This is a genomic window from Aeromonas sp. EERV15, from assembly GCF_900079845.1.
Lineage (GTDB): Bacteria > Pseudomonadota > Gammaproteobacteria > Enterobacterales > Aeromonadaceae > Aeromonas > Aeromonas sobria.
The window spans coordinates 58,272-80,900 of sequence record NZ_FKKY02000014.1 but is presented as its reverse complement, the minus strand read 5'-3'; the positions used below and the strand labels follow the sequence as shown (position 1 = coordinate 80,900).

Genomic DNA, 22,629 nt, shown 5'->3' with positions numbered 1-22,629 from the left:
AAACTTGGAATTATTGAAAGCCGGTGATTCTACCGAACTTGACAAAACTTTACGATACAAACGGCCGTATCAGCCGAATTTTCCATATGAAAATGGTGGTTTCCACCCAATATGACCCGCTCGATCTGCTGGAAGGCATCCTGACGGGACTGCCATTGGGTTTCCAGCGCAGCAAAGCCCTGCTCCCCCTGGATCAACAGCACCGGACAACGGATAGCCGCCATCAGTGCCCGGGCTTGCCCTTCGCTCATTCTAAGGGGCGAAAGATCCCGCAAACGGGGATCACTGCGCCAGTGCCAGCGCCCTGCCCTCATCTCAAGCTGCCGCTCACAGATCAGGCGCGCCGCCTGCGGCGTGATATCCGCCACTTTGCAACGGGCGGCTACGGCTTCATCGATGGAGGCAAAACCGTTGGCACTGCGCTCCCGGGTGCGACTGCGGTTTAAAATCGCTCGTCGCAGCTGGGCAGGCACCTCCTCATCTGGCTGACTGAGCGGCCCCAACCCCTCCAGCATGATCAGCCGCTCTACCTGCTCGGGAAATACTCCGGCATAGGCCGAGGCGATCAACGCCCCGAGGGAGTGTCCAAGCAGATTGAAACGCGACCAGCCTGCCGCCTGCACGATCTGGTAGAGATCGTCCAGCCAATCGACAAAGACATAGGGGGTGGTCTTGTGATCGGAGTGACCATGCCCAGGCAGATCGACACAGATGAGATGAAAATCACCCAGATGCGGTGCCAGCGGCAAGAAGCTGGCACTGTTGTCGAGCCAGCCATGCAAGGCAATCAGCAGGGGTTTGCCCTGCTGAACATGCTCAGCGGATTGATTCTCCAGCAGGGCCACCTGCCGCCCGTCCGCCAGGGTGAGCAGACGCTCGTGCACAGTGCTCATCATGGGATTGATCATGGCCAGCCTTAGCGACGCAGCGGCCGTCTCGGCCAGAAGGGATCATAGAAGGGGTCGTAGAAGTAGGGGTCCATATAGCGTACCTCCACCTCTTTGACTGGCGGCCACAACTTGCTGGAGGTGGTATCAATCACCGAGAAGCGATACTTGTGCTGGCCAATCTGGCCATCCACCGGCTTGCCTATGGTGCCAAGCACCGTCAGGCTGCGCCCCTTGGCATAGAGGGTCGGGTCGACAAAGCCCTTCATAACAGCGAAAAAGCGGCCCGGGCTCTGCTCAGTCTGCTCCGGTACCCCGTTGGATTTGAGCGGCAGATAGACCATTTCGATGACGCTCTTTTCCGCTAAATTGTGCACCGCCGAGATAACGCCACTCCAGCGGGCCGGTTTGCCCTCCATCCCGCCAAGGGCAGCTTGATAGGCCACCAACTGGTTTTCGGGCTCATAAGCCAGCTCCTTGGGGACCGAGCTGCAGGCCCCGAGCAGCAGGGCCAGCGCCCCGACCATCATCCCGCGTTTCATCATGTCGCTTCTGGTATTACGCATCATGTCACTCTCCTGTTGCCGGCGTGGCCCGTCGGGCCATCCGCTGGTGTTGCAGCTGATGAGCGGCAAGAGCGACATGCTGTCAGTGCTCCTGCCCTTATTCGCGACCCGGCAGTTTTTTCCAGGTCACCTTGTCACGCAAATAGACCGGCGTCGCTTGTTCCACCGGCACTGCCTCCCCCGCCAGCCAAGCGGCGCGGGCCAGCGGCAGCATGTCTTCTGCCGCCGGGAAGCGCACCTGACTCACAGCCAGCTCATCGGCAAGACCTCCCAAGGTCTCGCCATAGGTTTCAAAACCGGTGCCGACGCAGGTCACAGGGCCCGCCTGCTTGCCACGGGCGTCAACCAGTGCCGCGGGATCACTCACCACCTCGTCGCCCACCAGCTGCATGCGGCCATCGATCAGCGCATAGCGGCCGAAATAGACCTCGTTCATCCGCGCATCGATGGCGGTCAGCACCTGTTCGGCGCCATCCAGTCGATAGGCACCTTGTGCCATGGCGGCCAGAGTCGAGATGCCAATCAGCGGCACACCCACCCCGAACGCCAGCCCCTGCGCCACGCTGATGCCGATCCGCACGCCGGTAAAGGAGCCCGGGCCGCGGCCGAACGCGATGGCATCGAGGTCATTCAAGGTTATCCCGGCATCGTCTAACACAGCCTGAACCATGGGCAGGATTTTTCGGGTGTGATCCCGTGGCGCCTCCTCCCAGCGGGAGAACAGCGTGTCACCCACCAGCAAGGCGGCGGAGCAGGCTTCGGTGGCGGTATCTACGGCCAGGATCTTCAACTCGTTCATGCTTTCCAATCTCTATAAAATCAGTCAATTACATAACCGGCAAGCGAGATATGCTCACCCGTTGTTCAAATCTGTTAGCTGGCGGCACACTTATTATTCGCCGCGTTCAGTGCGATCGAAAAAACTCCCCAGCGTCCCCAACTCCCGGGTGCGAGGAATGGCGGGCAGACTCTTGATAAAGGTGGCGCCATAAGGCTTGTTGACCATTCGTGGATCACAGATCACCAGCACACCGTGATCACTGCGATCACGAATGAGCCGCCCCACCCCCTGTTTGAGGGCAATCACCGCCTTGGGCAACTGCAGCTCGGCGAAGGGATCGCCCCCCTTGAGCTTGCAATCATCCACCCGAGCCTTGAGCAGCGGATCATCGGGGCTGGCAAACGGCAGCTTGTCGATGATAACACACGACAACGCCGCCCCTCGCACGTCGATCCCCTCCCAGAAGCTGCTGGTCGCCACCAGCACGGCGCGGCCATTCTCGACAAACTCCTTGAGCAGTCGCTGCTTGTTGTCTTCTCCTTGCAGCAGCACGGTGCGGCCAATCTCCCGGCGCAGCACCTCTGCCACCTGACGCATCACCTGATGGCTGGTGCAGAGGAAGAAACAGCCCCCCGGCGTCTTGTTGATCAGGGGGATCATCAGATTGGCCAGCTGCTCGCCACGGCCAAAGGCGTTGGGCTCCGGCAGATAGCGGGGCACACAAAGCCGCGCCTGCTCGGCATAATCAAACGGGCTGTCGAGAATAAGCTCGGCACTGCCCGCGAGTCCCAGCTCGGCCACAAAGTGATCGAAGCGCATGTCCACCGTCAGGGTGGCAGAGGTAAAGACCCAGGCCACCTCCGGTTTTTGCACCTCGGCACTGAATCGCTCGGCCACCGAGAGCGGCGTCAAATTGAGGGAAAAATGCAGCCGCGAGCAGTCATACCAGTAGGAGAAGCCGGTCTGGTTGACCGCCAACACCTCGCCGAGACGGGTGCGCAACTCGCAGATCCGCTCGAAGGCGTGATCCAGCTGCTCGCCGCGCCCAAGCGCGAGTTTGAGCACCTCGTAGCAGAGCCCGATGGCGTCGTTGAGACGAGCCAAGGCCTGACCCCAGAGCGATTGGTGCAGCATGTCGCGGGTATTGCCACGACCGCCATCCACCCCGAAGGCGAGACGCAGATCCTGACTGGCGATAGAAAGCCGGTCCGCCGCCTTGCCGAGCTGGGCCATGTCGTGGGCTTCGGCCCGATAGGCCAGCTGGATATCCTGCGCCAGATCCTGGATGGTGCGGCTGCCCACCGACTTGCCGAAGTAGTTGGTGGCGATCTCCGGCAACTGGTGTGCCTCATCAAAGACATAGACTTGCGCTTGGGGCACCAACTCGCCAAATCCGGTGTCTTTCACCGCCATATCGGCGAAGAAGAGGTGATGATTGATCACCACCACCTGGGCATCCATGGCACGGCGTCGGGCCATCACCAGATGGCAGTCGTCGTAATAGGGGCAGTCGCGACCGAGGCAGTTGTCGTTGGTGCTGGTGACGTGGGCGAGGATCTCGGCGTTCTCCTGCAATCCCGGAATATCTCCCACATCGCCGTTATCGGTGGCGGTGGACCAGGATTTGACCTTCACCAGATCGTTGAGAATTTCAGGCTTTTGCAGATGGGATTCGATCAAGAGCCGGTTCATCCGCTCGATGCAGAGATAGTTGCTGCGCCCTTTGAGCAGGGCCACTGGCGGGGTGTAGGAGAGCGCGCCTGTGATGGTCGGGAGATCCCGATAGAAGAGCTGCTCCTGCAGGTTCTTGGAGCCGGTACTGATCACCACCCGCTTACCGGACTCCAGCGCAGGGACCAGATAGGCGTAGGTCTTGCCGGTACCGGTCCCCGCCTCCACCAGCAGACGGCCACCACTTTTGATGGCGCTCGCAACCGCTTCGGCCATCTCCAGTTGGGGAGCGCGGGCTTTGAAACCGTCGATATGGCTGGCCAGAGGGCCATCTGGCTTGAACAGGGTCTGGATGGTCAAAAAGGCGTCCCGCAGCAAAAGCGGCCATTATGCCAAAAGCGCGGCAAAAGCGGGACAGATAATCTGCCTAGACGAACAGATCGATCTGATGCTCGGGATCCGGCTTTTGATCGTCCTCTTCCGCCTTTGGCTGATCACGTTTGGCGGGGGTGTTATACGCCTGCTGGCGCTGCTGGGAGTCACTGTTGTCAGTGCTGGTCTTGCGCAGCTGATGCTTCTTGCTGATCTGGTTCACTTCCCGCTTGATCTCTTCGCTGCCGGGCGCGGCGGGAGCCCGGGGCAAAATGGGGAACAACAGGTCCTGGCTAGGCATGATGGCGACTCCTGCAGGGGTTATTGTCTAGTTATCGACCAAGAAACCGTTTTCTCCACTTTAATCGATCAAATCACAATTTCGGGTTGCATTTTCTGTCAAGGCAGGTAGTTTAAATCAGGCGTCAATTACGACATCTTATTTTGTAAAGGATTGATTACATGAAGTTCACCACCCTGAAGACTCATCACCACCACCATCATCCCGACTAGTCTTTCAGGAGGTTGACTACTGGAAGACACTTAACTGGTGACTTCCAAAAGGACCGCAAGATTCATAAACCCTCGGAAGCACACACTTCCGAGGGTTTTTTCGTTTTTGACTAGAAGGAAATCGAGCAAATGGAAACACAACGTCTGCGTATCGCCATGCAAAAGTCCGGTCGTCTTAGCCAGGACTCCCAAGCCCTGTTCAAGAGCTGCGGCCTGAAAATCAACCTGCGCGAGCAGCGCCTTATCGCCCATGTCGAGAACATGCCCATCGATATCCTGCGGGTGCGCGATGACGATATCCCGGGTCTGGTGATGGAAGGGGTGGTCGACCTTGGCATCATCGGCGAGAACGTGCTGGAAGAGGCGCAGTTGATCCGCGCTTCCCAAGGATTGCCTGCGGAGGTTAAGACCCTCAAGCAGCTCGATTTTGGCGGCTGCCGCCTCTCGCTGGCGGTGCCTGAAGATGTGACCTACACAGGGCCACAAAGTCTGGCAGGCAAGCGCATCGCTACCTCCTACCCCGGGCTGCTCAAGCGCTTCTTTGATGAAAAGGGTCTTGGCTTCAAGAGCGTGATGCTGGGCGGCTCGGTGGAAGTGGCGCCCCGCGCGGGTCTGGCCGATGCCATCTGCGATCTGGTCTCCACCGGCGCGACGCTGGAGGCCAATGGCCTGAAAGAGGTTGAGGTGATCTACCGCTCCAAGGCGGTACTGGTACAGGCCCCCAACCCCTTGTCCGATGCCAAGCAAAAGCTCATCGACAAACTGCTGCCCCGTATTCAGGGGATGCAGCAGGCTCGCGAGAGCAAGTACATCATGCTGCACGCCCCCAAAGACAAGCTCGATGCCATCACCGATCTGCTGCCGGGTGCCGAGCGCCCCACCATCATGCAGCTGGCCGGAGACACCAATCAGGTGGCCCTGCACGTCGTCTCCAGCGAGACCCTGTTCTGGGAGACCATGGAGCAGCTCAAGGCCCTCGGCGCCAGCTCCATTCTGGTGCTGCCCATCGAAAAAATGATGGAATAAGGAAGGGATATCATGCAGACCCTGATCTGGAAGACCCTCTCCCCGGCCCAGCAAGCCGACGTGCTGACCCGGCCCGCCCTCAATGACGAGGCCGATATCGGCGCCGTGGTCAAAGAGATCATCGCAGCGGTGCGCAGCCGTGGCGATGAGGCTCTGCGCGAGCTGAGCCTGCGCTTCGAGCGCGCCCCCCGTGAGCAGTTGCGCGTCAGCGAAGATGAGATTGAAGCTGCCTACGCGCGGCTGGATGACGACATCAAAAGCGCTATCGAAGCGGCGATTACCAATATTCGCACCTTCCACGCCGCACAAGTGCAGCCGGTGGTAAGAGTGGAAACCCAACCCGGGGTGGTGTGCGAGCTGCGCACCCAGCCCATCAGCCGGGTTGGCCTCTATGTGCCGGGGGGCAGCGCACCGCTCCCCTCCACCGTGATGATGCTGGCCATTCCAGCAGCTATCGCCGGTTGCCGTGAAGTGGTGCTCTGCACCCCGTCCCCCGCCAGCGACGAGATCCTGTTTGCCGCTCGCGCCTGCGGCGTCGAGAAGGTGTTCGCCATCGGCGGCGCACAGGCCATCGCCGCCATGGCTTACGGCACCGAGAGCATTCCCAAGGTGGACAAGATCTTCGGCCCGGGCAACGCCTATGTGACCGAAGCCAAGGGGCAGGTATCCCGTGACTGGCGCGGCGCCGCCATCGACATGCCCGCTGGCCCCTCCGAGGTGCTGGTCATTGCCGACGAGAGCGCCAACCCCGCCTTCGTGGCGGCGGATCTGCTCTCCCAGGCCGAGCACGGCCCCGACAGCCAAGTTGTGCTGGTGACCACCTCACCATTGCTGGCCGATGCCATCGCAGGGGAGATCAAGCGCCAGCTGGCCAAGTTGAGCCGCCGGGATATCGCCGCGCAGGCGCTCGGCAGCAGTCTGGTGATCCTCTGTGACGATCTGGCCGAGGCGTGTGCCATCTCCAACGCCTATGCGCCGGAGCACCTGATCGTGCAGACCCAGGCGCCTCGTGATCTGCTGGATAAACTCGAGAACGCCGGTTCCATCTTTCTGGGAGCATGGACCCCGGAATCAGTCGGCGATTACGCCAGCGGCACCAACCACACGCTGCCCACCTATGGCTATGCCCGTACCTGCTCCAGCCTTGGCCTCGCCGATTATCAGCGCCGCTACACGGTGCAGGAGCTGAGCGCCGAAGGTATTCGCGGCCTTGGCCCTATCGTCGAACGCATCGCCCAGGCCGAGGGGCTCGATGGCCATAAAAATGCCGTCACCCTCAGGTTGAACGCCCTGGCCGCCGCGCCCCAACAAACAGCACAGCAGAAGGATTTGTCATGAGCATTGCCAATCTGGCGCGCCGCGTGGTGCGAGCCCTTACCCCTTATCAATCCGCTCGCCGCATTGGCGGCAAGGGCCACGTCTGGCTCAACGCCAACGAGGCGCCACAGGCCTATCCCTTCACCATCGAGGGGAGCCGCCTCAACCGCTACCCCGAGTGCCAACCGGCCGAACTAGTGAGCGGCTATGCCGCCTACGCCGGGATTAATCCGGATCAGGTGCTGGTGAGCCGCGGCGCCGACGAGGCCATCGAACTGCTGATCCGTACCTTCTGCGAAGCGGGGGAAGATCAGATCCTCATCTGCCCGCCCACCTACGGCATGTACGCCATCAGCGCCGAGACCTGCGGCGTCGGTATCGTCGAGCAACCGCTCACCGCCAGCCGCCAGCCTGACTGGCCCGCCATCGCCGATCGACTTTCCGACGTGAAACTGGTGTTCCTCTGCTCCCCCAACAACCCCACCGGGGATCTGGTGGGTCGCGATGGCCTGATTGCCCTGCTGGAGAAGGCCCGGGATCGCGCCATCGTGGTGGTGGACGAGGCCTATATCGAGTTCTGCCCCGAGGCGTCCGTGGTAGACCTGCTGGCCCGCTTCCCCAATCTGGTGGTGACCCGCACCCTTTCCAAGGCTTTTGCCCTGGCGGGGATCCGCTGTGGCTTTACTCTGGCAAGCCCCGAGGTGATCGCCATGCTGGCCAAGGTGATCGCCCCCTATCCCATCCCCGAGCCCATCGCCCAGATCGCGGCGCAGGCCCTCTCCCCCATGGGGCTGGCGCTGATGCGCGAGCGAGTGATAGAGCTCAACAAGCAAAAAGCCGCCTTCAAGGCAGAGCTGACAACGCTTGCCTGCGTAAGGGAAGTATTCGAGGACAAGGGCAACTTCGTGCTGGTGCGCTTTGTTGATGGCGCCGCCGTCTTTGCTGCCATGAAGGCCGCCGGCATCATACTGCGGGATTTTTCGACTAAACCCGGCCTTGATAACAGCATTCGCGTCACCATCGGCTATCAGGGCGAGATGGATGCCGTGCTGGCGGTACTGCGTGATCTGCCCTCTCCCACTTTGTAAGACAAGGATGTAGCGATGAAGACCCCGTTTTTGTTTATCGACCGCGACGGCACCCTGATTGAAGAGCCGGTGACCGACAAGCAGGTGGATAGCCTCGCCAAGCTGCGCTTCGAGCCCATGGTCATTCCGGTACTGCGCGAGTTGCAGGCCGCCGGTTACGTGCTGGTGATGGTGACCAATCAGGATGGGCTGGGCACCGCCAGCCTGCCGCTGGAGAACTTCCAGCCCCCCCATGATCTGATGATGCACCTGTTTGAATCGCAAGGGGTGAAGTGGGAGCAGGTGCTGATCTGCCCGCACTTCCCCACCGACGGCTGCAGCTGCCGCAAGCCCCACCTCGGGTTGGTGAAGGAGTACCTCGCCTCCGGTCGCATCGACTTTGCCAACTCCTTCGTGATTGGTGATCGCCAGACCGATCTGCAGCTTGCCGAGAATATGGGCATTGGCGGTATTCGCTACCACCCGCAGGATCACGACTGGCTTGCCATCCGTGATCAGCTGTTATCCAAGGGGCGCACCGCCGAGGTGGAGCGTTACACCAAGGAGACCCGCATTCAGGTGGCCCTAGATTTGGACAAGAGCGGCGGCAACCAGATCGCCACCGGCATCGGCTTCTTTGATCACATGCTGGATCAAATAGCGACCCACGCCGGTTTCCAGCTCAAGCTGAACGTCAGCGGCGATCTGCATATCGATGATCACCACACGGTGGAAGATGTGGGGCTGGCCCTCGGGCAGGCGCTGCGCCAGGCCCTTGGCAACAAGCGCGGTATCGGTCGCTTCGGCTTCGTGCTGGCGATGGATGAAGTGCAGGCAGTGATCGATGCGCGCCCGCTGACCGAACAGGAGGTGAGCACGGCGCTGGATCTCAGCGGTCGCCCCTACTTCGTGTTTGATTGCCCGAGCGGCTTTGGCCGCGACAACGTGGGTGAGATGGCCACCGAGATGGTGCCCCACTTCTTCCGCTCGCTGTCGGACGCCATGGCCATCACCTTGCAGATGAAGGTGGGCAGCGGCAACACCCACCATCAGGTGGAGGCGCTGTTCAAAGGCTTTGGCCGCGCCCTGCGTCAGGCCATTCGGGTGGAAGGGAGCGAGCTGCCCTCCAGCAAGGGAGTGCTGTGATGGATGTGAGCAAGCAGAAGCTGGTCATTATTGATACCGGCTGCGCCAATCTGGCCTCGGTCAGAATGGCGTTCGAACGCCTCGGCGTGCAGCCGCTGGTCTCCAGCGTGGCGGCCGATATCGAGCAGGCGGACAAGCTGATCCTGCCCGGTGTCGGCACCGCAGTGGCCGCCATGAAGAACCTCAACGAGCGGGGGCTGGTGTCCCTTATTCGCGCCGCCAAGCAGCCGCTGCTGGGCTTTTGCCTCGGCATGCAGATGCTGGCGGAGGCCTCCGAAGAGAGCATGGGTACGGATGACTCGTCAGAGCGGCTTATCGACTGCCTTGGCATAGTACCGGGCAAGATCCGGCTGATGGAGGTCGGCAATCTGCGCCTGCCCCATATGGGCTGGAACCAGATTGAGCATGACGAGACCCACCCTCTGCTCAAGGGGATCCCGAGCGGCAGCTACTTCTACTTCGTTCACTCCTATGCGCTGGAAGTGACCGACGCGACGCTGGCGACCTGCGACTACGGCACACCTTTCACCGCCATCGTGGGCGGGGTTGCAGAGCGCAGCAACTTCTTTGGCGCCCAATTCCACCCGGAGCGCTCAGGCGCAGCCGGTGCCCGCTTGCTGCAAAATTTTCTGGAGCTGTGACTAGCATGATCATTCCCGCAATTGACCTTATCAACGGTCAGGTAGTTCGCCTCTATCAGGGGGACTACGACCAGAAGACTGAATACAGCAGCAGCCCGCAGGCGCGCTTCGATGAATATGTCTCCCAGGGAGCGGTGCAGCTCCATCTGGTGGATCTGGACGGTGCCAAGGATGCCAAGGCTCGCCAACTGCCCCTGCTGACCCAACTGCTGTCGGCCACCGAAGCGCCGGTGCAAGTCGGCGGCGGCGTGCGCACCGAACAGGATGTGGCAGACCTGCTGGCCGCCGGTGCCAGCCGGGTGGTGATTGGCTCCACCGCCGTCAAATCCCCGGATCTGGTGGCCAGCTGGATGGAGAAATATGGCCCCGAGCAGATAGTGCTGGCGCTGGACGTCAACATTGATGCACAGGGCAATCGCCATATCGCGGTTGCAGGCTGGCAGGAGAACAGCGGTGTGACCATCGAAGCGCTGATCGAGCGCTTCCTCCCCGCCGGTCTCAAACATGTGCTCTGCACCGACATCAGCCGTGACGGCACCCTGGCTGGCACCAACGTCGAGCTCTATCGGGATCTCTGCACCCGCTACCCGAGCGTCGCTTTTCAGGCCTCCGGCGGCATTGGCGGCATCGCGGATATCGAGGCGCTCAAGGGCTCCGGCGTCAAAGGGATCATCCTTGGCCGCGCCCTGCTGGAGGGCAAGTTCTCGGTGGGTGACGCCATCGCCTGCTGGCAAACGCCCGCAGCCGTTACCACAGGAGGCAACTGATGCTGGCAAGACGCATTATCCCCTGCCTCGACGTGAAAGATGGCGTGGTGGTCAAGGGGGTGCAGTTTCGCAACCACGAGGTGATGGGCGGCATTGTCGAGCTGGCCCGTCGCTACGCCGAAGAGGGCGCTGACGAGCTGGTGTTCTATGACATCACCGCCTCCAGCGATGCGCGGGTGGTGGACAAGAGCTGGGTGAGCCGGGTGGCGGAGGTGATCGATATCCCCTTCTGCGTCGCCGGTGGTATCAAGAGCGTGGAAGATGCCCGCCAGATCCTCGAATTTGGCGCCGACAAGGTATCCATCAACTCCCCTGCTCTGGCCGACCCGACCCTGATCAGCCGACTGGCCGAGCGCTTTGGCGTGCAGTGCGTGGTGGTGGGCATTGACTCCTACTTCGACGCCGACACGGGCCACTATCAGGTCAAACAGTTTACCGGCGACGAGAGCCGCACCCGCACCACCGCCTGGCACACCCTCGACTGGGTGCAGGAGGTGCAAAAGCGCGGCGCAGGCGAAATCGTGCTGAACGTGATGAATCAGGACGGCATGCGTCAGGGTTATGATCTCGACCAACTCAAGCTGGTGCGCAGCGTCTGCAAGGTGCCGCTGATTGCCTCCGGCGGCGCCGGTGCCATGGCGCACTTTCGCGATGCCTTCACCCTCGCCGATGTGGACGGGGCGCTGGCCGCCTCTGTGTTCCACAAGGGCCTTATCCCCATTCCCGAATTGAAACGCTGGCTGAAAACCGAAGGAGTCGCCATCCGTGAATAACTTCTCTGACAACATACAAACAACCGCCAGCGCGCGCCCCCTTGCCGAGCAGCTCGATTGGGAAAAGTGTGACGGCATGATACCCGCCATCGTCCAGCACGCCGCCAGCGGCGAGGTGCTGATGCAGGGCTTTATGACCCGCGAGGCGCTGGAAAAGACCCAGACTACTGGTCAAGTCACCTTCTTTAGCCGCAGCAAACAGCGGCTCTGGACCAAGGGTGAAAGCTCGGGCAATGTGCTAAAACTCGTGGCCATCAGCACCGACTGCGATCAGGACTCCCTGCTGATTGCCGCCAACCCCATCGGCCCCACCTGCCACAATGGCACAACCTCCTGCTTTAACGGCCACCCGCTGCCGCCGCTCGGTTTTCTGGCAGAGCTGGAGCAGATCCTGGCCGCCCGCAAAGGGGCCGATCCGGCCACCAGCTACACCGCCAGCCTCTACGGCAAAGGCACCAAGCGCATAGCCCAGAAGGTAGGTGAGGAAGGTGTTGAAGTGGCGCTGGCCGCCATGGCCAAGGATCGGGAGGAGCTCATCAACGAATCCGCCGATCTGCTCTACCACCTGACCGTGCTGCTGCAAAACGAGGGGCTGGGATTACAGGATGTCGTTCAGCGACTTTACGAGCGGCACAATAAATAAGCTGAGAATAAAGCCGGGATTTCCCGGCTTTATTTAATGAATATCCCATTCGACTGGCTACAATAGAACTTTCTTGTGGCTTCATACATCACTTGAAATGAGCTTGCTGGTGGGATACGCAACAAGATCATGGTAGCTGCCTGATAAAACATAGGTTTCGAAATTTAGAATCGCGTTCTTGAAATCAAAGCGGCCTTCTCCCGAAAGCCGCAATGAATCAATCTTTAACTATGTTCAGCGCGCTGAGTGTAGTGGGATTTCAGGATCTGGTTCGTGGGTGATCCTGTTTCGCAAGTCGCGACGAATAATTTCAATCGACCAGAACCAAACCAGATGTCCGACGATCTCTGATACATGTTCGTACCAAGGTAACGCCGCCAGCGGTGGGGTCAAACCCATCAACGGGAATGAAATCATATGCACAAATAGTTGAGCCAGAGCCCCAGCCAACAAACCTTGCATTAATTTAATTTTTGGAAAACGCTCTGCAACTACACAATACCCGACAGCAAAAACAATCGAGAAAATAATATGTGTTACACCAACCCAGTTAAAGGCATGACCTGCGAAGGTGTAGACTGCAGCATTGGGATCTGCGATACCCAGCCAGTCACGTAGAAAAACATATGGTGGATTCAGGAAGTTTCGAGAACAATCAATCTGATCTGCGGCACGAATCAATGATTCGTTGGAGCAGGCTGCGTTGAATATATCACTTGGGCTGCGTGGTGGGAGTGGATGCTCAGCACCCCATTTAACAAACGCGGATACAATACCTGCAATAACACCAATGAATGCAGCCAACCCATAGCGTCTACGGGAAACGGGTGTTTGTTCAAAAATACTCATTTAGTTTCCTATTAAATACAATTTAGATATAACAGAAAAATAGTATCACCGAATACAGATGTCGGCAAAAATTAATTTTTAAAATTTAGTGTAGATGGATTCGACTCCATGGTATATGCGATAATTTACACCATTATTGTGTTATATGTTTTTGTTTATCTTTTACATAATCCATTCATTAAAGCTACAAAGAGAAATACCCTGCAACCTAAGGCAAGAACTTGATATTTTTGTGCGCTTTTAGCCCCATGAGGTTACGCACATAGTTGCGATGCTTGCCTTCGGCGGCGAGGTAGTTGGTAAGAAATTCAGCATAGCGGGCGCGATCCAGCCGATCGCCACTCAAGTTCTCTTCGCTACCCGCAATGGCCCCCGGCCCGTCCCACTGAACTACTTCATTCCATTTAAACGGTACCACTGTCATCTCGCATCCTCTTTGCTGTATTGCTGCAGGTAATAACAGCAGTGGGTTGTCAATTGTGTACTAAAAGTACCTTTCCATATCCCTTCACCTCACGCAGAGGGGAAATGTGAATACGCTCTTGAACATCAATATCGTTTTACTGGCCCTTGCAAGCAGTCACAGCACCTCAACCTTTACCTTGATAATCCCATCCCGAATATTGCCGATGGTGCTAAAGGCAGATTTGGAGAGATCGATAATACGCCCTTTTTTAAAGGCGCCACGGTCATTGACCTTGACCACTACGCTCTTGCCATTGGCGAGGTTGGTAACCTGCACCATGGAGCCAAAGGGCAATTCCATATGGGCTGCGCTATTGAGATTGCTGCGATAGATCTCGCCGCTGGCGGTCTTTTGGCCGTGATAGCGGTCGGCATAATAGCTGGCGTAACCAGTCTCGCTATAGCCGCGCCAGCTGCCGCCGTGACTCTCGTCATAACGGCTGCTACAGGCGGCCAGCAGCAGACAAAGAGATAACAGCAGCCCTTTCTGGATATGTTGCACCTTTCACTGCTCCTCTCTTCTTCTTTTCGCTATGCGCAATTTTTCTTCTTCGATACGGCAGGTGACGCTTGCGACACGTTTGCAGGCGGTAGATCTCACCTTGCCATAGCTCCAAGGCACTCACCATGTTACTCGCCTTGTTGTCAGGCAACAGCGACCGTGCGGCTACTTTGCCATATCTTCCATGTAAAAAGGGAGGCAAATGCCTCCCTTTTTACTAGTTACCGGTCATCCCGTGTCGGATGGCCCAGAGACTTCTCAGGCAATCAGCTTGTCGTCGGCAAAGCCGAAGCCGCGCAGACCCACCACATGCACATGCTCGTGCTTGCCCTGCACCTTGCGGATGAGCTTGTAGGTGGTGCCCTTCTCGGGGCTGATGTTCTCGGGCGCCGCGATAAGCAGCTGCATATCCTGCCGCTCGCACAGCTCGAACAGGGTGGCGATGGATTTGCCATCCAGACGGGCCGCTTCGTCGAGGAACAACAGACGGCAGGGGGCGATATCCTTGCCGCGCAGACGGCGGGACTCCTCCTCCCAGCTGATCAGTACCATCAAGAGGATGGCCTGACCGGTACCGATCGCCTCACCGGTGGAGAGCGCACCGCTCTCGGCACGCAGCCAGCCATCGGCGCCGCGCTGCACCTCGATCTCCAGCTCCAGATAGTTGCGATAGTCGAGCAGCACGTCGCCCATCACCTGATAGCTGCGATCCCCCTGCTCGATCTGCGGGTTCAGACGCTGGAACAGCTTGGCCATCGCCTCGGAGAAGCTCAGCTCCTTGTCGGCGAACAGATCGTTGTGCATGGCTGTTTGATCGGCCAGCGCCGTCAGCAGACGGGTGTGGGCCTCGCGGATATTGACGTTGAGGCGCACCCCGCGCACCAGACCGAAGGCGATGTTTTGCAAGCCCTGGTTGAGCACCCGGATGCGGTTCTGCTCGCGGCGGATGATGTTGGTGATCTTGGCCGCCACCTCGTGAGAGGAGAGCGACAGATGGGTTTCCCGCTGCTTGAGCTCGTCAGCGAGACGGGCCAGCTCGATCTCCATCTCCTCGATGGCCTCCACCGGATCATCGGAGCGGATGATGTCGTTGCGGATGCGATCTTTAAGGTAACGGTAGACCTGCACGTAGAAGGCGACCTTCTGCTCGGTGCTGCGGTTGCCCTCAGAGAGACGCAGCGCATCGCGCAGGGCCTCGTCGTGGGCCACCGCCACCCGCAGGGCGCCGAGGGCCTTGTCCGACATGGAGCGCAGCTCGTCGCTGTCGAGATAAGCCAGCTCGCGCTTGTTGAGGCGCTTCTCGACGTCGGTCTCCCGCGCCAAACGCACCACCCGCGACCAGCTCGCCTTGTGGCCTACCAGAGATTTACGGGCGCTGAAGTAATCCTTGCCTTCGAGCGTGAGACGACCACCGAGGGATTCGATCTCGCGCTTGGTCACCTGCAGCTGGGCCTCGGCGCTGGTGCGACGGGAACGGGTGCGGATCAGCAGCTCTTCAATCTCTTTCTTGTGGGCGCGGGACTTCTCTTCCATATCGTCAGAGAGGGTCAGCCCCATGGCCGCCAGCTCCTGCTCGAACTCGGTCAGGGTCTGGCGCTTGGCCGAGGCGCTGGAATCAAGGGCGGTGCGCAGTTGCAACGCCTCGGTGTGACGCTGGGCAATCTGCTTGTGCTGCTCGCCGGCGGTGCGGGCCGCCAGCTCGGCCGCCTTGAGCTTCTCTTTGAGTCGCTCGCTCATCTCGGAGGCCTTGCCAAGCAGGTCTTGCGCATCCTGATAGGCAAAGTGCGGCAGGCGGGCCACCAGCTGATCGAGGGCGTAGCAACGGCGCTTCTGCTCGGCCAGCAAGTCGCTTACCTCATCATAGGCAGCCTGCAGGGCGGCCAGATCTTGCGGATCCTGACGCAGCACCTGCACCACTGTCTCGAGCTTCTCCAGCGCCTTGCCGTGCTTAGCGATAAAGGCTTCGGCCTGTTTCAGCGCTTCCACATCGGTGTGAGCCGCTTCGAGGCGGACCGCCAGATCTGTCTCGGCAAACAGGTGGGCAAAGGGCAGCATCCCCTGCACCAGCTGGATATGGCGGGTCAGCTGGGCGGCGGCCGCTTTGGCCTCGGCCAGCTGCTTTTCACACCCGGCGATGGCACCCTGCAATCCCCGCAGTTCGGCCTGCTTGGCCTGCACCTCGGCTTCGGGGTCGGGGCGGAAGGCGATATCCAGATGCTGGCCGATAAAGTCGCGAAAATGCCCGTAGAGACGGTGATACTTCTGCTGCTCGAAGGCGGCCTTGGCGTAACCCTCGATGAGCCCTTCGCGCTCAAGATCGAGCTGCTCAATGCGTTTTTCACGGGCGGCGCGACCAAACAGCGGCAGCTCGGGGTAGCGGGAGAAGCGCACCTGACGCTTGCTGGTACGCACCAGCACGGCATCCCCCAGCTCGTCGGCCTCTACCAGATCCTCGTCAAAGGAGTCGGGGTTGCCCTGAATGAGGTAGATATCCTCTGGGCAATCTTCCAGCTTTTTCAGCCGCTCGATGGCGCCCTCAAGATCGAGCACCACCAGGGCGCTGCGAGCCGGGCCGTAGAGCGCGGAGTAGTAAGGGGCATCGTCGATGGATATGTCGTCATAGACATCGGAGAGCAGCACGCCCCCCACCTGCTCGGCGATGCGAGCAAGGCGCGGATCTGCCTCGCCAGCCCCCAGTTGCAGGTTGCGAATTTGCAGCTCCAGCGCCTGTTTCTGCGCCGCGATGCGGTTGCTCTCCTGCTCGAACTCGCGCTCCTTGTCGAGCACGCTCTGCATGCCGGCAGAGAGCGCTTCGGCGGTGGCCAGCGGCAGACCGCTCTGCTCGCGCAGCTGTTCGAGCTTTTCAAAGGATTTGAGCCAGCGCGGGGCCAGCTTGGTCAGCTCCGCAATATCGCGTCCCAGCTGGGCGCCCTGATGCTCGAGGCTGGCGCGGCGCTGGTTCACCTCCGCCTGTTGCTCGGCCAGCTCTTCCTGACGGGTGCGCTGGGCTTCGAGGAAGATCTCCAGCTCGTCCTGGCTGGCGATCAGCTGACCAGAGGCCTGCTGCAGCTCGTCGCGCAATTTGAACAGCGCCTGCTGGCTTTCACTCTCTTTCTCGAGGCGAGCCAGCGCGGCGCGCAGCCCCTGCCCCTGGGCAATGCGGGCCTTGTCTTCGATGTGACGCTTGAGCAGCGCCTGCGCGGTAGGCCAGGCGGCCTCACGCACTGTCTCGGGTGCGATGCTCAAAAGCAGCGCCAGCGCCGCTTCGTGCTCGGCCACTGCCGCCTTGGCCAGCGCCAACTGCTGCTCGGCGCCCAATACCCGGCTGGTGAGGCTCTGCTCGGCGGCGCGGAACTGGTGCAGGGTGTCGCTCGCCTGTTCGGCGGTCAGCCCCGGCAGCTCGCACTGCTCGCGGGCAGTCTCCAGCGCCTGCACCGCCTGACGGTACTGGATGGCGCGGGTCTGCTGAATATCAAGCGCCTGCTGGTAGTCGGCCAGCTGGGTCTTGAGGCTGTCTACTTCGGCCTGCGCCAGCTCCTTGCACTCTTCCACCTCCAGCAGCTGACTGTGGATCTCCTCGACGATCGCTTGTTGTTGCTCCAGCTTGTCGCACAGATCCGCCAGATCGGCGCGGTACATCTCGATCTTCTTTTGCAGCGCCACCGCAGCCAACACTTTTGCCAAGTGATCGGCGGCAGACTCAGCCTCAGCAGTCAGCAATTTCTCGCGGTTGGTAAGCTGCTCCACCTCGTCGGCCAGATAGATGGCTCGCTGGCGCTCTTCGGCCAAGATACGGCGTTTCTCCGCCAGCTCCTGACGCGCCTTGAGGGCCAGCTCGGAGAGACGGCTCTTTTCGGCAGCGTTGCGCACATAGTCCGCCGCCACATAGTGGGTGGTCTCGGTGATCAGGTTTTTGAACAGATCCCGCTGACCCTGGGTCTCTTTAATGGCTTCCAGGGTGCGGCGGTTTTCATAGATGGCCGCCTCCATGTCCTGAAACGCCTTGCGCACCCCGGAGTTCTCCGGCAGCAGGTATTCACGCAGGGAACGGCTGATGGACGAGGAGATGCCACCGTAGAGAGAGGCTTCGATCAGGCGATAGAACTTGCCGCGATCCTTCTGGTCGCGCAACTTCTTCGGGGTAATGCCGAACTCGAACATAAAGTTGTGGTAGTCGGTCACCGTATTGAACTTGGCGACCTTCATGGCCCCCAGCTCGGCGGCGGCCCCTTTCAGATCGGTAAAGGCGCGCACCCGGCCCTTGCCGTCATCGAGTTTTTCCAACAGCAGATCGGTGGGTTGCAGCTGCTCCGGCACATCCACCAGCGCGAACGGGGTGATGTTGACCTTGTTGTCGCGGTTGGCCACTTGCTCCAAGTGGACGCCGACCCAGATCCGCTGTTCGCGGCTGTTCATCACTTCCAACAGCGAATAGCAGTGGCCGCGCTGCAGCTTGCCGTAGAGCCCCTTGTCACGGGAGGCGCTGCTGGAGCCCGCTTCCGTGGTATTGCGGAAGTGGAGCAGAGACTGGTCGGGAATGAGCGCCGCAATAAAGGCCGCCATGGTGGTGGACTTGCCCGCGCCGTTGCCGCCAGAGAGAGTGGTGACCAGCTGGTCGAGATCGAAGGTTCGGGCGAAGAAGCCGTTCCAGTTGACCATGGTCAGGGATTTGAATTTTCCTCTCACGCCACACTCTCCATCACACCAAGGGGCTTCATCAGTACCGGTAAATTAACGCTGCAGGTCATCTTCTACCTCCAGTTCAAGCTGTTCTTCATCAAGATCCGCTTCGATATCGTCAAACAGCGAATCGCTGCTCGGCATCTCGTCGTCGTGGAAGATGGCTTCCCCTTCCTGGATCATCCGCAGCTGCACGGCGCGCGGATCTTCGTCGGAGCGCACGTCGGCGGCAAAGCGGAATACCGATTCGTTGACCCGGAATTTGTCACTGTTGCCAAGGGCGGTGATCATGCCAAGGCGACGCAGGCGGCGCATGGAGGTACGGATCTTCTCCAAGAGTTTCTTCTTGTCGAGATCGGTACCGCCGGAGCGGCTGTTGACCATCCGCAGCAGCTGCTTCTCGTCAGCCAGGCTCAACACCTCTTCTTGCAGCTCACCCATGGTGAACACCCCTTCCGAGGCCAAGCGATCCGGGCTCAGGTAGAGGTAGCAGAGCACCTTACCCACCAGCATATCGAGCTCAGACAAAACCGTGGTGCCGATGTCGGCGCTGGGGCGCGGACGCAGGTAGAAGAAGCCTTCCGGCGCCTTGATCAGTTCAACCTGATAACGGCCGTAGAAGATCTCCAGCTCGTTGTGGTACTCCACCAGTGCCGAATGGGGTTCGAAATCGTCGGCAGTGATGTGACGGCCGGAGCGCAAGGCGGTGTCGATGCGCGGAAACAAGGGGTTGGCAATCGCCTCTGCGAGTCGCAGCGGCAAGGGAAACTCAGTATTGATCAATGACATAGGCCTGAACCTTGGATCCAGCTTGGTTAATGGGTTTCCATGCGGGTTGGCGGTGCAGATCGCGCTCGCCGCTGGCATGGCCCAGGCGCACAGCCTGGTCGATCAGAAGGCGCGCCACATCGAAATGGGCGTGAGCCGGGTAGTCCAGCAGGTATTCCCGCAGCACATCGGCCAAATCCAGCTGCTGGCCCTGCTCGGGATAGCGGGCCAGATAACGTTCGATGCGCTCCGCCAGCTCCTGGTTAATATCCACCATCTCCATGTACTCCATCTCGAGGGGCACCTCACCTGTCACCTCCTCGTCATGGATGGCGATGGTTTCGTCCCGCAGCTCCAGCAGACGGGGCTCCTCGGCAATGCGCAGCAGCCAGTTGTGCTGCTCGAAATTGCGGATGGAGTCGCGCAGCCGCTGGCTGAAGGCACGGTTCTTGTCCATGTCGATGGCGTTGCGGATAAATTTGTGGACGTGACGGTCATAACGGGACCAGAGCTCGATGCACTGCTGGCCCCAGCTGGTGATGACGTCAAGGCGCCCCTGCAAAGCGTGAGTCAACTCCTCGACGTGGAACAGATCGTCGCGCCCTTGCGCCGCTTCCTGAATGTTGAGCAGCCCCGCCTGCAGGCGATGACCGGCGGCGTCCAGGGTGTCTTGCAGTTCGCGCAGGGTCTGACCGGTCTCGTGCAGCAGTTTTTCGCAGCTGTGAATGGCATCGACCCAGTTCTGGGTCAGCAGGGCCGCGATCTCGCTCTTGACCTGATTCTGCTGCTCATCCATGGCGCGCTGGGTCAGATCGATGCGCCCCAGGGTCTCTTCCAGCGAAAAGGTGAGCCGTGGCAGCACCTCCGCATCCCACTGCTCGCGGGTGTTGGTCTCAAGCGCCGCCTTGCGGGCAGTGTCGAGTTCGGCCGCCAAGTGCTCGAGCAAAATGGAGAGCTTGATGGAATCAACCGGACGCTGATCGAGAAAGAAGTCAACGATGCTGACCCCAAGGCGCGACAGGCGATAGAGGCTCTCCCCCGCCACCATGTCGGTGTTGAAGCGCGACAGCATCTGCTGGCGAATAAGATCGTTGATGGCATTGTTGGCGCGACCGGTGAGGGTCTCGTCCATCTGGCCAAACGCGTTGCTGACATAGCCAAAGGCATCGTGCAGCGCCGCTTCCGACAAGTCCGACTCATCTTCGGACAGTGTCTTGATTGCAATCAGAAAAGCCAGCCGGTCGGTAGGCAGGCTCAGCGCCAACCCCTCCTGCCTGACCCACCCTACTATCTCCGGCAAAGAACGCTCGGGCAGGGCACGGGATGTACTCATCATGACGTTGTCATCTCGTTGTTGTAATTGAGCGCACAAACTTGCGCGCGGCTACATCCGGTAGCATCAAAAAAATCACGTTATTCAGGGCATCAGCTGGCCGGTTTCTGCGCCATCACATGGATATAGCGCCCCAGTCCGACAAACGGCTCCTGACGGCAATATTGCTGCTCCATGGCCAGCAGATCGTCGAACTTCTCGCTCTGATCCTGCCGGTTACGCATATAGTCGTGGATCACCCGCACCCCGGTCTTGCCGATGATCTTGAGCCCCCCTCGCCCGATCCAGTCATAGACCTGCTCCGGCAACTGGGGATTGGTGGGGGTCAACGGAAGTTGACGCTTCTTGCGCAGGCCAAGTCGCACATAGTCAAAATTGCCCACCACCAGACTCTGAAACAGCAAGCCATGGCGGTTGTAAAAAAGCAGCGACAGTATGCCCCCTGCCTTGACGAAAGGGAACAGACCTAGCAGGGTCTGGCGCGGCTCGGCGAGCCACTCCAGCACCGCATGGCAGAGCACCAGATCAAAGGTGCCGGTCACATGGGCCTTGAGATCCTGAATGGGGCAATGGATGAGACGAATTCTGTCTTGCAGCCCCTTTTCGACGATCTGGCTGCGAGCCAGCTCCAGCATGTCGGCAGAGAGATCGCACAGCTCCACCTGATGGCCCATGGCCGCCAGCTTCTGGGCAAAATAGCCAAAACCGCCCCCCGCATCGAGGATGCGCAGCGGTCGATTGCCAAGCCGGGCCAGGCAGGCTTCGATGTCACTCCAGACGATGGTGGTGCGAATGCGCCCCTTGGTGGAGTCATAAATGTTACGGGCGAACTTGTCGGTGCGGCCGTCAAAACTTTGATCTTGCTTCAAAAACACTCAACTTTAGCCGCTGCATTGGGCATGACGAAAAAGAAGGGTATTCTGTCACATCCCGAATTTGCTGAAAACTCAAGGAAGTGTGACTCGTGTTTGAGCTCAACCTGTTTGTGGTCAAAAAATGGCTAGGCCAACTGCTGATGCCACTCCCCTTCTCTCTCTCCCTGCTGCTGCTCGCCCTGCTGCTGCTCTGGTTCACCCGTTTCCAAAAAACCGGCAAGCTGCTGGCCACCTTGTCACTGCTGATTGTCACCGTGATGGGGATGCGACCGGTGAGCTATGAACTGGCCAGAGGGCTGGAGCAGACCTTCCCACCGTTCGAGGTGAGCCAGCATCCCAAGATCGAGGCGATCGTGGTGCTTGGCAACGGCCATGTCAGCGATCCGGCGGTGCCCGAGCGCTCCTGGCAGAACAATATCGCCCTGGCCCGCACCCTCGAAGGGGTACGCCTCGCCCAGGCCTATCCCGAAGCGGAGCTGGTCTTTTCGGGTTATGTGTCGGGGGATCCTCTCTCCAACGCCGAGGTCAACGCCCGGATGGCGATGAGCCTCGGCATCCCCCGCGCGCGAATGACGTTGTTTGAAAACAACAAAGACACCCATGACGAAGCGGTCAGCATCAGTGCCCATCTCAAGGGCAAAGAGGTGGCACTGGTGAGTTCGGCCACTCACCTGCCCCGCGCCATGGCACTTTATCAGAGCCAGGGACTCAATGCCGTGCCAGCCCCCACCGACTACACCGCCAAGCAGAGCCAGGTAGCACAGCCGCTCTACAGCTATTTACCCAAAGGGCGTTATCTGATGTATTCCGAGGCTGCCATCCACGAATGGATTGGAGTATGGTGGGCCCGCTTGCGAGGGCAGGTTAACGAATGAGCGATCAAGCGTTTCATTTCTGATTTGGATCAGGAAAGCGAAAAAAAATTACGTCATTTGCCGCCGGGTCAGCTATCTTGGGCTCGGTTCAATTCATATAATGTCGCGCAAT

General features: G+C 59.7%; 21 protein-coding genes and 1 other annotated feature. Of the genes, 9 read left to right on the top strand and 12 right to left on the bottom strand.

All coding sequences use genetic code 11. The features are described 5' to 3' along the window. Window positions 1-29 precede the first annotated feature (29 nt). The 5 genes from BN4575_RS13570 to BN4575_RS13550 form a co-directional block, all read right to left on the bottom strand. Entirely contained in the window at window positions 30-896 is an 867-nt protein-coding gene (locus tag BN4575_RS13570; protein ID WP_068978609.1) for an alpha/beta fold hydrolase, read from the bottom strand. A gap of 20 nt (window positions 897-916) precedes the next feature. Continuing rightward, window positions 917-1,432, bottom strand: a complete 516-nt coding sequence (locus BN4575_RS13565) for a Slp family lipoprotein (protein ID WP_068978608.1) — start codon at window positions 1,430-1,432, stop codon at window positions 917-919. Window positions 1,433-1,550: 118 nt separating this feature from the next. After that, complete coding sequence (gene tsaB / locus BN4575_RS13560) at window positions 1,551-2,252, bottom strand: tRNA (adenosine(37)-N6)-threonylcarbamoyltransferase complex dimerization subunit type 1 TsaB (protein ID WP_068978555.1); 702 nt, start codon at window positions 2,250-2,252, stop codon at window positions 1,551-1,553. A gap of 93 nt (window positions 2,253-2,345) precedes the next feature. After that, entirely contained in the window at window positions 2,346-4,265 is a 1,920-nt protein-coding gene (locus BN4575_RS13555) for an ATP-dependent DNA helicase (protein ID WP_068978554.1), read from the bottom strand. A gap of 67 nt (window positions 4,266-4,332) precedes the next feature. Further along, the gene (locus BN4575_RS13550) at window positions 4,333-4,578 is read right to left on the bottom strand and encodes a hypothetical protein (protein ID WP_068978553.1); all 246 of its coding nucleotides are present in this window, start codon (window positions 4,576-4,578) and stop codon (window positions 4,333-4,335) included. 187 nt (window positions 4,579-4,765) lie between these two features. Further along, window positions 4,766-4,890 (top strand) — a sequence feature (His leader region). 29 nt (window positions 4,891-4,919) lie between these two features. Between BN4575_RS13550 and hisG the strand changes: the two genes are divergently transcribed. Genes hisG through hisIE form a run of 8 tightly spaced genes read left to right on the top strand, consistent with a single transcriptional unit; the run spans window position 4,920 to window position 12,170 of the window. Then, window positions 4,920-5,816, top strand: coding sequence for an ATP phosphoribosyltransferase (gene hisG / locus BN4575_RS13545; protein ID WP_068978552.1), 897 nt, complete (start codon window positions 4,920-4,922; stop codon window positions 5,814-5,816). Window positions 5,817-5,828: 12 nt separating this feature from the next. Further along, window positions 5,829-7,154 (top strand): histidinol dehydrogenase, encoded by a 1,326-nt coding sequence (gene hisD / locus BN4575_RS13540; RefSeq protein WP_068978551.1) that lies wholly within the window; start codon window positions 5,829-5,831, stop codon window positions 7,152-7,154. Beyond that, window positions 7,151-8,221: a histidinol-phosphate transaminase gene (gene hisC, locus BN4575_RS13535; protein WP_068978550.1), complete on the top strand. Its 1,071-nt coding sequence runs from the start codon at window positions 7,151-7,153 to the stop codon at window positions 8,219-8,221. The genes hisD and hisC overlap by 4 nt, the downstream gene beginning before the upstream one ends. 15 nt (window positions 8,222-8,236) lie before the next feature. Continuing rightward, window positions 8,237-9,346, top strand: a complete 1,110-nt coding sequence (gene hisB, locus BN4575_RS13530; RefSeq protein ID WP_068978549.1) for a bifunctional histidinol-phosphatase/imidazoleglycerol-phosphate dehydratase HisB — start codon at window positions 8,237-8,239, stop codon at window positions 9,344-9,346. After that, window positions 9,346-9,987, top strand: a complete 642-nt coding sequence (gene hisH / locus BN4575_RS13525; RefSeq protein WP_068978548.1) for an imidazole glycerol phosphate synthase subunit HisH — start codon at window positions 9,346-9,348, stop codon at window positions 9,985-9,987. Before hisB ends, hisH begins: the two co-directional genes overlap by 1 nt. A gap of 5 nt (window positions 9,988-9,992) precedes the next feature. After that, on the top strand, window positions 9,993-10,754 hold the full coding sequence (gene hisA / locus BN4575_RS13520) for a 1-(5-phosphoribosyl)-5-[(5-phosphoribosylamino)methylideneamino]imidazole-4-carboxamide isomerase (protein WP_068978547.1): 762 nt from the start codon (window positions 9,993-9,995) through the stop codon (window positions 10,752-10,754). Beyond that, window positions 10,754-11,527, top strand: coding sequence for an imidazole glycerol phosphate synthase subunit HisF (gene hisF, locus BN4575_RS13515; protein WP_005345639.1), 774 nt, complete (start codon window positions 10,754-10,756; stop codon window positions 11,525-11,527). The genes hisA and hisF overlap by 1 nt, the downstream gene beginning before the upstream one ends. Next, window positions 11,520-12,170, top strand: coding sequence for a bifunctional phosphoribosyl-AMP cyclohydrolase/phosphoribosyl-ATP diphosphatase HisIE (hisIE, locus tag BN4575_RS13510; RefSeq protein ID WP_068978546.1), 651 nt, complete (start codon window positions 11,520-11,522; stop codon window positions 12,168-12,170). The genes hisF and hisIE overlap by 8 nt, the downstream gene beginning before the upstream one ends. A 234-nt stretch (window positions 12,171-12,404) precedes the next feature. On the opposite strand, the gene BN4575_RS21260 is transcribed toward hisIE, so the two are convergent. The 7 genes from BN4575_RS21260 to cmoM form a co-directional block, all read right to left on the bottom strand. Next, window positions 12,405-13,019: a YagU family protein gene (locus BN4575_RS21260; RefSeq protein WP_083221042.1), complete on the bottom strand. Its 615-nt coding sequence runs from the start codon at window positions 13,017-13,019 to the stop codon at window positions 12,405-12,407. Window positions 13,020-13,227: 208 nt separating this feature from the next. Next, the gene (locus BN4575_RS13505; protein WP_068978545.1) at window positions 13,228-13,443 is read right to left on the bottom strand and encodes a hypothetical protein; all 216 of its coding nucleotides are present in this window, start codon (window positions 13,441-13,443) and stop codon (window positions 13,228-13,230) included. A 156-nt stretch (window positions 13,444-13,599) separates the two neighbouring features. Further along, window positions 13,600-13,986 carry a septal ring lytic transglycosylase RlpA family protein gene (locus BN4575_RS13500; RefSeq protein WP_068978544.1) on the bottom strand — a complete coding sequence of 129 codons (387 nt, stop codon included), beginning with the start codon at window positions 13,984-13,986 and terminating at the stop codon, window positions 13,600-13,602. A gap of 258 nt (window positions 13,987-14,244) precedes the next feature. Continuing rightward, window positions 14,245-18,672 (bottom strand): chromosome partition protein MukB, encoded by a 4,428-nt coding sequence (gene mukB / locus BN4575_RS13495; RefSeq protein ID WP_068978543.1) that lies wholly within the window; start codon window positions 18,670-18,672, stop codon window positions 14,245-14,247. 45 nt (window positions 18,673-18,717) lie between these two features. Next, entirely contained in the window at window positions 18,718-19,455 is a 738-nt protein-coding gene (gene mukE, locus BN4575_RS13490; protein ID WP_068978542.1) for a chromosome partition protein MukE, read from the bottom strand. Next, window positions 19,436-20,770 (bottom strand): chromosome partition protein MukF, encoded by a 1,335-nt coding sequence (gene mukF / locus BN4575_RS13485; RefSeq protein WP_068978541.1) that lies wholly within the window; start codon window positions 20,768-20,770, stop codon window positions 19,436-19,438. The genes mukE and mukF overlap by 20 nt, the downstream gene beginning before the upstream one ends. Before the next feature lie 89 nt (window positions 20,771-20,859). Then, window positions 20,860-21,636, bottom strand: a complete 777-nt coding sequence (gene cmoM, locus BN4575_RS13480) for a tRNA uridine 5-oxyacetic acid(34) methyltransferase CmoM (protein ID WP_068978540.1) — start codon at window positions 21,634-21,636, stop codon at window positions 20,860-20,862. 110 nt (window positions 21,637-21,746) lie between these two features. Between cmoM and elyC the strand changes: the two genes are divergently transcribed. After that, a complete protein-coding gene (gene elyC / locus BN4575_RS13475) occupies window positions 21,747-22,517 on the top strand; it encodes an envelope biogenesis factor ElyC (protein WP_068978607.1) in 771 nt (256 codons plus the stop codon). Window positions 22,518-22,629: the final 112 nt, after the last annotated feature.

Coding starts and splice junctions, on each gene's coding strand:
- BN4575_RS13570 (WP_068978609.1), bottom strand. CDS start 896: ATGATGAGCACTGTGCACGAGCGTCTGCTCACCCTGGCGGACGGGCGG.
- BN4575_RS13565 (WP_068978608.1), bottom strand. CDS start 1,432: ATGATGAAACGCGGGATGATGGTCGGGGCGCTGGCCCTGCTGCTCGGG.
- tsaB (WP_068978555.1), bottom strand. CDS start 2,252: ATGAACGAGTTGAAGATCCTGGCCGTAGATACCGCCACCGAAGCCTGC.
- BN4575_RS13550 (WP_068978553.1), bottom strand. CDS start 4,578: ATGCCTAGCCAGGACCTGTTGTTCCCCATTTTGCCCCGGGCTCCCGCC.
- hisG (WP_068978552.1), top strand. CDS start 4,920: ATGGAAACACAACGTCTGCGTATCGCCATGCAAAAGTCCGGTCGTCTT.
- hisD (WP_068978551.1), top strand. CDS start 5,829: ATGCAGACCCTGATCTGGAAGACCCTCTCCCCGGCCCAGCAAGCCGAC.
- hisC (WP_068978550.1), top strand. CDS start 7,151: ATGAGCATTGCCAATCTGGCGCGCCGCGTGGTGCGAGCCCTTACCCCT.
- hisB (WP_068978549.1), top strand. CDS start 8,237: ATGAAGACCCCGTTTTTGTTTATCGACCGCGACGGCACCCTGATTGAA.
- hisH (WP_068978548.1), top strand. CDS start 9,346: ATGGATGTGAGCAAGCAGAAGCTGGTCATTATTGATACCGGCTGCGCC.
- hisA (WP_068978547.1), top strand. CDS start 9,993: ATGATCATTCCCGCAATTGACCTTATCAACGGTCAGGTAGTTCGCCTC.
- hisF (WP_005345639.1), top strand. CDS start 10,754: ATGCTGGCAAGACGCATTATCCCCTGCCTCGACGTGAAAGATGGCGTG.
- BN4575_RS21260 (WP_083221042.1), bottom strand. CDS start 13,019: ATGAGTATTTTTGAACAAACACCCGTTTCCCGTAGACGCTATGGGTTG.
- BN4575_RS13505 (WP_068978545.1), bottom strand. CDS start 13,443: ATGACAGTGGTACCGTTTAAATGGAATGAAGTAGTTCAGTGGGACGGG.
- mukE (WP_068978542.1), bottom strand. CDS start 19,455: ATGTCATTGATCAATACTGAGTTTCCCTTGCCGCTGCGACTCGCAGAG.
- mukF (WP_068978541.1), bottom strand. CDS start 20,770: ATGATGAGTACATCCCGTGCCCTGCCCGAGCGTTCTTTGCCGGAGATA.